This window comes from Flavobacterium psychrophilum, assembly GCA_001708385.1.
GTDB classification, from domain to species: domain Bacteria; phylum Bacteroidota; class Bacteroidia; order Flavobacteriales; family Flavobacteriaceae; genus Flavobacterium; species Flavobacterium psychrophilum_A.
In genome coordinates, this window is record CP012388.1 from 369,869 (window position 1) to 382,192 (window position 12,324).

Genomic DNA, 12,324 nt, shown 5'->3' on the forward strand with positions numbered 1-12,324 from the left:
ACATTGGCAGGCAGTATCACGAAATCAGCCATTTAAATAATTAATTTTATAGAAAAGATTTATGTAGGAAGAAAATGAAAAATTATGACGGAACATCGCTTACAGAAGCTACTGAAATACAAAACCAGTTACGCAATAGCGTATCGCTTATAACTGAAAATAAACATATTACCACAATAGCCGGGGGTGATATATCGCACAATAAAGATGCGGATATCGTATATGCTGGTATAGTTGTTCTTAGTTACCCGCAAATGCAACTCCTATCCTACTCACTTGTTGTTTCAAAAACTATTTTCCCTTATGTTCCCGGTTATCTCGGCTTCAGAGAAGTACCCTCACTACTGGAAGCCTGGCAGCAACTACCACAAAAACCGGATTTAATGATTCTTGACGGGCAAGGTGTTACCCACCCCAGAAGAATGGGAATAGCCTCTCACTTTGGCGTCTTAGCCAACCATCCGAGTATTGGCTGCGCTAAGAATATGCTATATGGTAATTACCGGCCATTAGGATTAGAAAAATTCAGTACCAGCCCTATTATCAGTCAGGAAGAACATATGGGTTACGCAGTTAGAACAAAAGACAATGTAAAGCCGGTATACATTTCACCGGGACATAAAGTTTCTGTTACCGATAGCCTTGAGCTGATAAAACCCTGTATTTTAAAACACAGAATACCTGAGCCCACACGATTAGCACATGAAAAAGTAAATTTATTTCGGGTAGGTAAATTAAAAGAGGGCTACCATACAGTAAATGTTCAGGGAGAATTATTCTAAACCTAATTACTCGAAGTTGTCGTAAATGCGCTCAAATTCTTTTTTATTTTCCCAACGCTGCCTAAAGGTTTCATCATAAATACCTTTAATACGTGAAGCAAAATTAGTGTTCATGCCATTGGCGGCGACATAATCTACCGCCTGCTTATACGAATTGAGTAAACTCTTGTAGAATGCTGACGAGCTAAGTTCCCTTCGCTGAGAATACGTTTGTGCAATTTCGATATTATAAAGCATGACATCTGCAACAACATAAGGGTCAACACCCAGCGATATAAAATGCTTTATATATTTTTGAGCTGTAGACCTGCGCAGCTTAGGCCTTTTTCCCCTCGTCGGAAAATATTCATTAGAAATTTTCACTTTAGCTTCCTGCTCAAGCTTTTCTTCCTTAGGATTAAATACAAAATCATAATACGCCTTTACGTCAGCAAATTTCTCGTATAAGGCCAGCATCTGCTCTTCAAGTTCTTCCTTTGGTAGTGAAGTCAGGTATTTTTTTAAGTCACGTTTACTCATCGTATTCAAAATTAAGCCTTAATTTTACCATCAGCAATAAAAACTAAAAAAGAATGCTGAAAAACTAGATAAAATAGTATTTTTGCATTCCTTGAAATTAAAGTCAAAAAACTAAATCAACTTTTACTGTGGAAAATCCGAGTGCACAAAAACTGATCAACAAAATACAGCTTGACCTTTTTAAAAAAGGTTTTAATGCAGAAACATTAATTAACGATCTGAAAAAATTACGCGAATATTCCCTTGAAGAGCAAAACCCTGTACTTACAAAGGCGATACGCTTAACGTATGAACACCTTGAAGCAAACGGCGCTTTTCTTATCGCTATTCCTGATGATGAGCCTGTAGATGAAGAAACAGAACTTGTAAAAGGTGAAGATGTTACTTCTGAAAACAATGTTGAAAGCCTTGAGTACCTAATATCACTATTCAGTGATCTTAGCCATAAAAATAACCTTCTTGACCTAAGGGAATACAACAAAGCTTTTTTAGCATTTTAATATTTTTATCACCGGTTATATAATTATCAAAGCTGTTTGGAAACAAACGGCTTTTTTATTGTTATAAAAAGTAAGTAATTATCCGTGTTTTTGTTTTTATAAAAAAGCAGTATCAACTACCTTTGCACCATTAACTTAAACCCCCGCCTTATGACACGTTTATTTAAAATTATTGCTACACTGGAAGGTGTATCCCTTTTAGCCTTACTATTTGTAGCTATGCCTCTTAAATATGTATACGACATGCCCGAGTATGTTCGTGTAGTAGGTATGGCTCATGGATTGCTATTTATTGTTTATATTGTTATTGCCTGTATGCTTAAAGCTGAGCTTAAATGGCCATTAAACAAGTTCCTTATCATTTGCCTGGCATCCGTAATACCTTTTGGTACTTTCTACATAGAACACAAGTACTTTAAAGATTCTGCCGATACCGATAACAAAAACATTTAAATTCTAAATGGAAATACTAAATTGGGCTTATAAATTATTAAAAGGAATTGGATTTGGCCATATTACAGCCATCTACATTAACCTTGTAATTAATTTGGTGATTATTGCCTTTGTAGCTTATGTTATAGATAAGATTGCAAAGGCAATCCTTATCATCGGGTTTACAATTCTTGCAAAAAGAACCAAAACCACTTTTGATGATTTCCTGGTTGAAAATAAGACTACCAAATATATTGGCCATTTAGTACCTATTTATTTTATTTATAAAAGTGTACCCATTGCACTTAAAGATTTTACCTATTGGGAATACCTGTTTTCTAAGGGTGTAACGATATTAATTATACTTATAAGTCTTTGGATAATACGAAGTATTTTTAATGCAATCCGTGATTATTTAAAACAGCAGCCGGATTATAATGACAAACCGATAGATAGCTATGTTCAGGTAGTTATGATTGTATTATGGATATTTGGCACCGTAGCCATTATTCTTATATTATTTAACTTAAGCCTTGGAAGTATATTAGGAACGTTCGGTGCAATATCTGCTGTTATAGTGTTGATTTTCAAAGACACTATTCTTGGCTTTGTTGCAAGCGTTCAGGTAACTGCAAATGATATTGTGCGTATTGGAGACTGGATCACTATCGAAAAATTTGGCGCAGATGGCGATGTTATCGAAATTAACCTGGCAACTGTAAAGGTTAAGAACTTCGATAATACAACAACAACGATACCGACATATAGTCTTATTTCCGATTCATTCAGAAACTGGAGGGGAATGCAAAACTCTAACGGAAGACGTATAAAAAGGCATATTCTTATAAAGGCGAATAGTGTTCGTTTTGTGCATAAAGACGAAATGAATGACTTAAAGAAAATTCACCTCATTTCTTCTTACATAGAACACAGACAGGCAGATATCGACAAATATAATTATCAAAACGGCATTGATAAGACATTGTCAATCAACGGTCGTAACCTTACAAACCTTGGACTATTCCGTAAATACATAAACAGTTATATTGAAACACATCCGGGAGTGAATAAGGACATGACCATCATGTGCCGTCACTTACAGCCTACCGAAAAAGGTATCCCTATAGAAATTTATGTATTTACTTCAGATAAGCGATGGATAAACCACGAGTATATTATGGCTGATATTTTCGACCATATCATTGCCTCTGTGGCTTACTTTGATCTGGAGATATTTGAGTTACCTTCCGGAAAAGGATATATAGACGCTTAAGGTTTAATAACCCCTATTCTATCTTTAACGTACTCAATTTTCGTTTTTCCGTGAGCAGACGGACGTCCGAAACTATCAAGATTCACCATTGTAATATTATCAACGGTAATTATTTTCTCCTGCGTCATTTTGTTTCGTACTTCAGAGCGAAGCACAATAGATGAAGTTCCAAAACGCACGACATCTATACCAATTTCAATAATATCGCCCTGTTTAGCAGAACTCATAAAATTGATTTCCGACATGTGTTTTGTTACTACTCTTTGATTTTCAAGTTGTATAATAGAATAAAGTGCTGCTTCTTCGTCAATCCAGGCAAGCAATTTACCTCCAAATAAAGTTCCGTTAGGATTTAAGTCTTCCGGTTTTACCCATTTTCTGGTGTGAAATCTCATAGGTGATATTTTTTTCAATGGCTAAAGTTACGATATCTGCATGGTCAAATGCCAATTCAGGCAGGTTTTTAACCGAAAACCATTTCGCTTCATCGGCATCGTCAGCTCCGAAAACTTCTGCATTTTCTTCCGCAAAGCCTGTATAAGCTATAGACACTGTATGTTGCCTTGGGTCACGACCTGGTTTACCGAAAGCGCCCAACTGTTCAAGCTGCGTAACCTTAAGTCCGGTTTCTTCTAAAAGCTCGCGTTGTGCTGCCACGATAAGATCCTCTCCTTCATCTACAAAGCCGCCCGGTAAAGCCCATTTACCTTTAAAAGGATCATTTTTCCTTTTAATAAGCAGTAGTTCATGATCACCCTTTGTTTTCCTGAATATTACAGCATCAACCGTAACAAATATCTTTGATGTTCTCATATCCCAAAGTTAAGAAAACCATCTATTTCATTAAGGTATATTTAAGAGATTTTGTCTATATGCATATAACTGAAATGCTCTGCTTAATAAGGCAGAGCATTTTAAATTATAAATAGTGAAATTTATTAATAGGCAATCAATTCTTTTAAAGCAATTTCAAAACGCTGTTTAGGCAAATACTGATCTTCTAATGCTTTTGTAAATGGTATAGCGCTTTCAAGGCTACCAACCCGTTTAACCGGTGCATCAAGATATTCAAAACATTCTTCCATGATCATTGCAGATATATCACTTGCAATTCCACCAAATAAAGTATCTTCCTGAAGGATGATTACTTTACCGGTTTTTTTTACCGAACTGAATATTGTTTCTGTATCCAGAGGCTGTAACGAACGTAAATCCAGTAGGTCTGCTTTTATATCCGGATTCTTATCCAGTGTTTCGAGTGCCCAATGTACACCTGCACCAAAAGATATTACAGTTACATTCTCACCCTCTTTAAGTATCGCTGCTTTTCCAAACGGAATAGTATAGTAATCTTTAGGCACATCCTGATAGATACTTCTGTATAACGCTTTATGTTCGAAGAACATAACCGGGTTAGGATCGTTTATAGCTGTAGCTAGTAATCCTTTTGCATCATACGGAAACGCAGGGTAAACAACTTTAAGTCCGGGCGTTTTGGTAAACCATGCTTCATTGGTTTGCGAGTGGAAAGGCCCTGCCTGTACACCTGCTCCACAAGGCATACGTACTACCACATCGGCATTTTCCTGCCAACGGTAATGTACTTTTGCCAGATAGTTTACAATCGGATTGAATCCTGTCGATACAAAATCAGCAAACTGCATCTCTATAACCGATTTATATCCGTTTATAGAAAGTCCCATGCCTGCCGATACAATAGCTGATTCGCATATTGGTGTATTACGTACACGATCTTTACCAAACTCAACTACAAAGCCATCTGTTATTTTAAAGGCTCCACCATATTCCGCGATATCCTGCCCCATAATTACAAGGTTTTCATGACGCTGCATTGACTGTTTTAGCCCCTGCGATATGGCATCAATCATACGTATGTAATCTATAGCATTACTAGGAGCAACTTCTTGATATTTATAGGGTTTATATACATCATTTAACTCTTCACTTAAATTTGCTTCTATTGCAGGCTCAGCTGACGCTTTGTGATAGTTTTCATCAATTTCATTTTTCAGCTCAGCACGCAGCTCTTCATCGTATTGTTCGCTAAGCACACCTTCCTGTTGCAGGTATTTCCTATAATTATCTACGGGATCTTTTATAGCCCACATGTCCATAAGTTCCTGCGGAACATATTTAGTACCGCTTGCCTCTTCATGCCCGCGCATCCTGAATGTTTTAAATTCTAATAAAACAGGTCTAGGATTTTCACGTAGCGAAGCAATGATCTCAGTCAGTTTTGTAAATACTTCAAGAATATTGTTACCATCAATAATGTGCGATTCCATTCCGTAACCAATACCTTTATCGGCAATGTTTTCGCAACGGTATTGTTCATTAGTAGGCGTAGATAATCCGTAACCGTTATTTTCCACAATAAATAGTACAGGAAGCTCCCAGACCGCTGCGATATTAAGTGCCTCGTGAAAATCACCTTCGCTTGTAGCACCTTCGCCGGTAAACACAGCCGTTACTTTTTTGTTATTACTTAGTCTATTAGCGAGCGCAATACCATCTGCTACGCCCAGCTGAGGTCCAAGGTGCGATATCATTCCGATAATCTTATATTCCTGTGTACCAAAGTGAAACGACCTGTCGCGACCTTTAGTAAAGCCACTAGCTTTACCCTGCCATTGTGCAAATAGTCGTGACAAAGGAATATCCCTGCCTGTAAACACACCAAGGTTGCGGTGCATAGGTAGAATATATTCGTCTTTATCCAGCACAGCAGTTACACCTACAGATATGGCTTCCTGCCCAATGCCGGAAAACCATTTGGACACTTTACCCTGACGAATAAGGATAAGCATCTTCTCCTCTATTAGTCGCGGTTTTATCAATTTCTTATATAAATCGAGTAATTGTTCGTTGGTTAATTCTTTTCTATCGAAATTCATTGTGATTTTTGAATAATCTTTATTTTTCAAAAGTAGTAAAATAACATTATCAGAATGAGATGTGATAAAAATTATTTTCAAACGTTTTCAAATGAAATTTAATTCGTTGACAACACATGTTCTAAACTTTATTCAACCTTGCTTCTTCAAGATCTAAATTGTGTTCCATTTCTCTAATTACTTCATCATCATATTTCTTTTCAAGCCGAAGTTCATACAGCCCTGTCCTTCTTAAGTCGATAAGTTCCAACATAATGTCTCTGTATAATTTACGCACTGAAGCCAAAGCTCTTTTCTTATGGTCTTCGTTAAGGGTTCTTTCAGTAGCGTTAATACTGCGTTCCAACTGCTCTTTAATACGATAGATCGTTTCGTATTGCTGCATTTCGTCGGTATAGTTTTCTTCAAGATATTGCACAGCATTTTTAGCAAGATGCAACCTGATAGATTCTATCTGATCTCCTGTTGGCACGTATTCATCTACTTCCTCAACTTTTAGCCATTTAATTATAAACGGAAGCGTTAATCCCTGAAAAACAAGTGTTATTAGTATAACAACGAAAGTGATAAATAAAATAAGGTTCCTATGCGGAAAAGCCTCGCCATTATCTAACGTTAATGGAATTGATAATGCTGAAGCCAGCGAAACTACTCCTCTCATACCTGCCCATCCTGTTACAAAAGGCAATTTCCATCCGGGGCTCTTTTCTCTGTTTCTGATTTTCTTTGAAAGCATTCTTGGTAGAAAAGCAGAACCATAAACAAGAATAATTCTTAAAACAATCACTATTAAAGTTATCACCAAAGAGTAGTATATCGCTTCCTCTAAAGAATAACCGTTTAAACCATCTACAATCGAAGGAAGCTGGAGGCCTATAAGCATAAATACAAAACCATTCATTAAAAAGCCAACGGTGGCCCAAACCTGCGTAGCCTGTATCCTGGTGTTGTAGTTAAAGAAATCCTGGGAACGAAATGAAAGAAACAATCCGCCGCTAACTACAGCCAGCACACCAGACCAATGAAACTGCTCTGCCGTTAAATACATTAAATAGGGCGCTATTAACGTTATTGGTGTTGTTATACTGGACGATTTCGCCCAGTATTTCAGAATAAAATACAGAATATGTGCTATAACCAAACCTATTACTATTCCCATAAACGAGAGTATAAAAAAGTCTAACGCAGCATCCTGAAACACAAAATGGCCTGTAAGTATTGCAGCAATAGCAAATCTAAATACGGTTAATGAAGCTGCATCATTTACAAGGCTTTCACCTTCAAGTATTGTCAGGCCTCTTTTGGGTACAGGAAGACCTTTTAGCACCGATGTTGCAGCAACTGCATCGGGAGGAGATATTACGCCTCCTAAAAGAAATCCTAATGCGGGTGTAAATAGAGGAATCAGACTTACAGAAACCATAGATACAACAAGAGATGTAACCAATACCAGACCGAATCCTAATATTGCTATCGATCGTTTCCATTTCCAAAACTGCCTCCACGATGTATACCAGGCTGCCTCAAACAATAATGGCGGTAGGAAGATAAGAAACACGAGATCCGGCTCTACATTTATTCTGGGTACACCCGGAATAAAGCTAATTCCCAGACCACCTATAACTAGAAATATTGGATATGAGATTTTTAAACGCTGACTAAGGAGGTACAATATTGCCATTGCAAAGAAGAGTACCAGTATAACTAAAAGATTTTCATGTATCATGACATCAAAATTATAAAAAACTCTCGCTAGAAGTCCGGGAAAATTTAGAAATATGAATTCCCTGCACACAAATATTTATACCTTTGTTCCTATTTAAAAAAAACACTAACAGCACTACTCCATGCAGAATATACCAAGTGTAAATCTTAGCGATTTTCTTTCAGACGATCCTCAACGCAAGCAAAAATTTGTAAATGAGTTAGGTAGAGCCTACGAAGACATTGGTTTCGTTGCCCTGAAAGGTCATTTTCTTGATGACAAACTAGTTGACGAACTTTACGCTGAAGTGAAAAGTTTTTTCAATCTTCCTTCTGAAATAAAATCTCAGTATGAGATTCCCGGTATCGGGGGCCAGCGTGGCTATGTTTCTTTTGGTAAAGAAAAAGCAAAAGGACATACTCAGGCAGACCTTAAAGAATTCTGGCATTTCGGTCAATATCTTCCAGAAGATTCAAGATACAATGGTCATCCGCATTACCATAATAATGTTGAAGTTGCTGAACTTGAAAAGTTTAATACAATCGGTAAACAAGCTTATAAAATGCTCGAGAAAACGGGTGTTTACGTATTAAGAGCGTTAGCTATCTATTTAGGACTTGATGAATTTTATTTTGATAATCATGTAGCAGAGGGCAATAGTATACTTCGTCCAATTCACTATCCGCCTATTACTCAGGAACCAAATGATGCCGTACGTGCAGCAGCACATGGAGATATAAATCTTATTACCTTGTTAATGGGTGCCCAGGGTCGTGGCCTTCAGGTACAAAATATAAACGGTGAATGGATAGATGCTATTGCAGAAAATGATGAGTTAGTAATCAATGTCGGCGATATGTTATCCAGACATACTAATAATAAACTTAAATCTACAATACACAGGGTGGTAAATCCGCCGAGGGAATTGTGGAGTAGTTCGCGCTATTCTATTCCGTTTTTTATGCACCCGGTAGCTGAAATGAAATTGGACTGTCTTGACAATTGTATTAGCGACGAAGAACCGAAACAATATGAAGATATTACTGCAGGCGATTTTCTATATGAACGCCTGGTTGAATTAGGGCTTATAAAAAAATAATCATTATTTTTATACCGTTATAAAGGCATTAGGTATTACGCCTGATGCTTTACTTTTTTTACTACTATGGCAAAGAAATTAAGCAGTTTAGACGATTTAGGTGGATTTGTATTTTCTACTAATAAGGATTTTGAATTTGAAAACAATGATGAACAACAGGAAACGTTGGCTAACAACCAGCAAAAACTTGAGGCACATCTTGATAAAAAAAACCGCGGTGGTAAAGTTGCAACGGTTATAAAAGGCTATGAAGGCAATGATGACGATTTTAAAGCCATTGCAAAAAAACTAAAGACACTTTGTGGTGTTGGAGGAACTGCCAAGGACGGTGAAATTATTATTCAGGGAAATTTCAGGGAAAAAATAATGGATTTTCTTGCGAAAGAAGGCTATAAAGTAAAAAGGGTTGGCGGATAATCGCAAGCCCTAATGAATATTAGTTAGTGCAATCATAAAACCATCCCAATTTAATTTTCGAAAAGACTCGTAATCATCCCTAAAACAATTTTTGTTTCAGGGATTTTTTATTCTTGTTTGTTAAATCTTTATTCTCTTACTACCTTTATACTTTAATAGAAAGATAATGACATCACTAAATATTGCCGGAGTACCCGAACACTTTAATCTTCCCTGGCATTTATGCATAGAAAATGATGAATTTGAAAATGCAGGCATAGATCTTGCATGGACAGATGTACCGGAGGGAACAGGCAAATTATGTCAGATGCTTCGTGACGGAAGTACAGATATTGCCGTAATTTTATCTGAAGGCATTATTAAAGATATTGCAGCCGGAAACGACAGCAAGATCGTTCAGATATATGTTGAAAGCCCACTTGTCTGGGGAATACATGTCGCAGCAGGATCGTCTTACAAAACTTTGTCTGATATAGAAAAAGGCAAGATTGCTATAAGCCGCTATGGATCAGGTTCGCATCTTATGGCCTTTGTAAATGCGGAAAATCAGGGATGGGATACAAAAAATCTTGAATTTGAAATAGTAAACACACTTGATGGCGCAGTTGAAGCTTTAACAGAGGAGAGAGCCGATTATTTTATGTGGGAGCGTTTCATGACAAAACCTATTGTAGATAAAGGTATCTTTAGAAGAATTGATGACTGTCCTACTCCGTGGCCTTGCTTTGTAATAGCAGTTCGCAATGAGGTTTTGCAAAACAATAGAGAAGCAGTAGATAAAGCATTAGAAATAATAAATACTACGACGGAAGATTTCAAAGAGATTCCGAATATAGATAAAACACTTGCCAGCCGCTACGATCAAAAAATTGAGGATATACAGGAATGGCTTAAAATAACAGAATGGTCTCAAAAGAAACTTGATAAAACAACGTTTGATAAAATACAGAATCAACTGTTTGAGCTTAATATTATAGAAAATAAAACTGAATTTGAAACCACAGCAGAATAAAACATAGCGTTTTATTTAGTGCCTAATGATAAAACTGGATTCCAACACCATAAGAGATCTTAAAGCAAAGCTTCAGATAAAGAAGCCCTGGGATTCTGTTATCATTTTTGTACTGAATGTGCTTATAGCAATTCCACTATTTATCATAATTCACCAAAATTTAAAAGACCCTGAGTGGCCGTTTCATCTGGACAGGATTTTAATTTTTGTAGTCTTAGTTACAGTCATCCAGCTAATCTTAAGATTATTAAAGACTGTGCTAATAATCTGCATATTTTTTTATTTGTTAGCACTTCTGTACGGTTCGGTATTTGGAAATTATGGTTTTAATGCCGTTTACGAAGATTACAGGTCGATGGTTTATACTATGGCTGATGACGCCAATCCGCAGGACATTATTATATCTAAATTGCTTCCGTTCCCAAATAAATCTAAAATTATTGATGCAGTAGAATATGACAACCCTAAGGTTAGAAATTTTGCATTGATGGCAACAACAAAGTATTTTAGAGACGTTAAAGGATATAAGAAACAACGTTTAATGATACAATGCTTTGCTGTGTTTAAGGAAATTAGAAACCGATGGAATTATGTAAACGATCCTAAAGGAAAAGAATACATAGCTGCTGCAACAGAATCACTGGAGCATTTCTCAGGCGATTGTGATGACCATGCAATACTTATGGCTGCTGCTATAAGAGCTGTTGGCGGAACCCCAAGGATAATTCATACCGGCGGCCATCTGTATCCGGAAATGCTTGTAGGATCTAAAGCAAATTTGGAAACTGCAAACTACCTGATAAAAGAGATACTGTTCGTTGAAGAAAGCCGTGGTAAAGAAGTTCACTATCACATAGATGAGCGCGGACAGGTCTGGTTGAATCTGGACTATACCGCTACATATCCCGGAGGGCCATTTATGAGCGAAGAAATTTTGGGAGCACTTACTTTTAACTAAGAGTTACCATTCAATTGGCTTCTTACCTTTTTCGGCTAAAAATTCATTTGTTTTACTAAAATGTCTGTTACCAAACCAATGACCTTTATTAGCACTTAACGGCGATGGGTGACCGGATTCTAAAACCAGGTGTTTGTTCTTATCGGCACGGGCACCCTTCTTTTTCGCTGAGCCTCCCCATAATAAAAACACAACATCTTTTTTGCTGTCGGAAATTTTCTGAATAACAGCATCAGTGAACAATTCCCACCCTTTACCCTGATGACTGTTAGCCTCACCGTTGCGAACCGTAAGCACAGCATTAAGTAACAAAACACCCTGATCTGCCCAACGTTCAAGATTTCCGGTTGGAGGAAAAGGTTTACCAAGGTCTGTTTGTATTTCGCGGAAAATATTCTGAAGTGATGGCGGCATTGGTATTCCATCACTTACAGAAAAACACAAGCCATTAGCCTGGCCCGGACCATGATAAGGGTCCTGACCCAAAATAATCACTTCTACTTTATCAAAAGGACAGTGGTCGAATGCAGAAAATATCTTTTTGCCCGGTGGATAACATGTGTGTTCAGTATATTCGCTCTTTACAAAATCTATAAGGGCATTGAAATAAGGTTTTTCGAATTCATCTTTTAATACATCTTTCCAGGAGGACTCAATATTAACCTGCATATAATTACTTTTTGACAAATATAATGATTGGTTACAAATACAC

General features: G+C 37.0%; 14 protein-coding genes. 8 read left to right on the forward strand and 6 right to left on the reverse strand.

The window, feature by feature from the left end; genetic code table 11:
• Positions 1–74 precede the first annotated feature (74 nt).
• Positions 75–782: an endonuclease V gene (locus tag ALW18_01665; GenBank protein AOE51342.1), complete on the forward strand. Its 708-nt coding sequence runs from the start codon at positions 75–77 to the stop codon at positions 780–782.
• A 6-nt stretch (positions 783–788) separates the two neighbouring features.
• Here the strand turns inward: ALW18_01665 and ALW18_01670 are convergent, their stop codons facing one another.
• Positions 789–1,301 (reverse strand): hypothetical protein, encoded by a 513-nt coding sequence (locus tag ALW18_01670; protein ID AOE51343.1) that lies wholly within the window; start codon positions 1,299–1,301, stop codon positions 789–791.
• 128 nt (positions 1,302–1,429) lie between these two features.
• Between ALW18_01670 and ALW18_01675 the strand changes: the two genes are divergently transcribed.
• The 3 genes from ALW18_01675 to ALW18_01685 all read left to right on the forward strand — a co-directional run bounded on the left by ALW18_01675 (position 1,430) and on the right by ALW18_01685 (position 3,506).
• Positions 1,430–1,801, forward strand: coding sequence for a hypothetical protein (locus ALW18_01675; GenBank protein ID AOE51344.1), 372 nt, complete (start codon positions 1,430–1,432; stop codon positions 1,799–1,801).
• Positions 1,802–1,951: 150 nt separating this feature from the next.
• A complete protein-coding gene (locus ALW18_01680; GenBank protein AOE51345.1) occupies positions 1,952–2,254 on the forward strand; it encodes a hypothetical protein in 303 nt (100 codons plus the stop codon).
• Between the two features lie 7 nt (positions 2,255–2,261).
• Positions 2,262–3,506, forward strand: coding sequence for a mechanosensitive ion channel protein MscS (locus ALW18_01685; GenBank protein ID AOE51346.1), 1,245 nt, complete (start codon positions 2,262–2,264; stop codon positions 3,504–3,506).
• Here the strand turns inward: ALW18_01685 and ALW18_01690 are convergent.
• From ALW18_01690 to ALW18_01705, 4 genes are all read right to left on the reverse strand, one after another.
• On the reverse strand, positions 3,503–3,901 hold the full coding sequence (locus ALW18_01690) for a thioesterase (protein ID AOE51347.1): 399 nt from the start codon (positions 3,899–3,901) through the stop codon (positions 3,503–3,505). The two genes, ALW18_01685 and ALW18_01690, sit on opposite strands and share 4 nt — an antisense overlap.
• Positions 3,852–4,319: an NUDIX hydrolase gene (locus ALW18_01695; protein AOE51348.1), complete on the reverse strand. Its 468-nt coding sequence runs from the start codon at positions 4,317–4,319 to the stop codon at positions 3,852–3,854. The genes ALW18_01690 and ALW18_01695 overlap by 50 nt, the downstream gene beginning before the upstream one ends.
• 125 nt (positions 4,320–4,444) lie before the next feature.
• Entirely contained in the window at positions 4,445–6,421 is a 1,977-nt protein-coding gene (locus ALW18_01700; protein ID AOE51349.1) for a dehydrogenase, read from the reverse strand.
• Positions 6,422–6,542: 121 nt separating this feature from the next.
• Positions 6,543–8,147 carry a sodium:proton antiporter gene (locus ALW18_01705; protein ID AOE51350.1) on the reverse strand — a complete coding sequence of 535 codons (1,605 nt, stop codon included), beginning with the start codon at positions 8,145–8,147 and terminating at the stop codon, positions 6,543–6,545.
• 121 nt (positions 8,148–8,268) lie between these two features.
• On the opposite strand from ALW18_01705, the gene ALW18_01710 reads away from it, so the two are divergent.
• The 4 genes from ALW18_01710 (at position 8,269) to ALW18_01725 (ending at position 11,612) form a co-directional block, all read left to right on the forward strand.
• Positions 8,269–9,225, forward strand: a complete 957-nt coding sequence (locus tag ALW18_01710) for a flavonol synthase (GenBank protein AOE51351.1) — start codon at positions 8,269–8,271, stop codon at positions 9,223–9,225.
• Between the two features lie 66 nt (positions 9,226–9,291).
• Positions 9,292–9,642, forward strand: coding sequence for an SUI1 family translation initiation factor (locus ALW18_01715; protein ID AOE51352.1), 351 nt, complete (start codon positions 9,292–9,294; stop codon positions 9,640–9,642).
• 166 nt (positions 9,643–9,808) lie between these two features.
• A complete protein-coding gene (locus tag ALW18_01720) occupies positions 9,809–10,654 on the forward strand; it encodes an ABC transporter substrate-binding protein (protein ID AOE51353.1) in 846 nt (281 codons plus the stop codon).
• Between the two features lie 25 nt (positions 10,655–10,679).
• On the forward strand, positions 10,680–11,612 hold the full coding sequence (locus ALW18_01725; protein AOE51354.1) for a transglutaminase: 933 nt from the start codon (positions 10,680–10,682) through the stop codon (positions 11,610–11,612).
• 3 nt (positions 11,613–11,615) lie between these two features.
• Here the strand turns inward: ALW18_01725 and ALW18_01730 are convergent, their stop codons facing one another.
• A complete protein-coding gene (locus tag ALW18_01730) occupies positions 11,616–12,281 on the reverse strand; it encodes a uracil-DNA glycosylase (protein AOE51355.1) in 666 nt (221 codons plus the stop codon).
• Positions 12,282–12,324: the final 43 nt, after the last annotated feature.

Bases quoted from the DNA above. Each gene is read 5' to 3' on its own strand.
- ALW18_01665 (AOE51342.1), top strand. From the start codon at position 75: ATGAAAAATTATGACGGAACATCGCTTACAGAAGCTACTGAAATACAA.
- ALW18_01670 (AOE51343.1), bottom strand. From the start codon at position 1,301: ATGAGTAAACGTGACTTAAAAAAATACCTGACTTCACTACCAAAGGAA.
- ALW18_01680 (AOE51345.1), top strand. From the start codon at position 1,952: ATGACACGTTTATTTAAAATTATTGCTACACTGGAAGGTGTATCCCTT.
- ALW18_01685 (AOE51346.1), top strand. From the start codon at position 2,262: ATGGAAATACTAAATTGGGCTTATAAATTATTAAAAGGAATTGGATTT.
- ALW18_01690 (AOE51347.1), bottom strand. From the start codon at position 3,901: ATGAGATTTCACACCAGAAAATGGGTAAAACCGGAAGACTTAAATCCT.
- ALW18_01695 (AOE51348.1), bottom strand. From the start codon at position 4,319: ATGAGAACATCAAAGATATTTGTTACGGTTGATGCTGTAATATTCAGG.
- ALW18_01700 (AOE51349.1), bottom strand. From the start codon at position 6,421: ATGAATTTCGATAGAAAAGAATTAACCAACGAACAATTACTCGATTTA.
- ALW18_01705 (AOE51350.1), bottom strand. From the start codon at position 8,147: ATGATACATGAAAATCTTTTAGTTATACTGGTACTCTTCTTTGCAATG.
- ALW18_01710 (AOE51351.1), top strand. From the start codon at position 8,269: ATGCAGAATATACCAAGTGTAAATCTTAGCGATTTTCTTTCAGACGAT.
- ALW18_01715 (AOE51352.1), top strand. From the start codon at position 9,292: ATGGCAAAGAAATTAAGCAGTTTAGACGATTTAGGTGGATTTGTATTT.
- ALW18_01720 (AOE51353.1), top strand. From the start codon at position 9,809: ATGACATCACTAAATATTGCCGGAGTACCCGAACACTTTAATCTTCCC.
- ALW18_01725 (AOE51354.1), top strand. From the start codon at position 10,680: ATGATAAAACTGGATTCCAACACCATAAGAGATCTTAAAGCAAAGCTT.
- ALW18_01730 (AOE51355.1), bottom strand. From the start codon at position 12,281: ATGCAGGTTAATATTGAGTCCTCCTGGAAAGATGTATTAAAAGATGAA.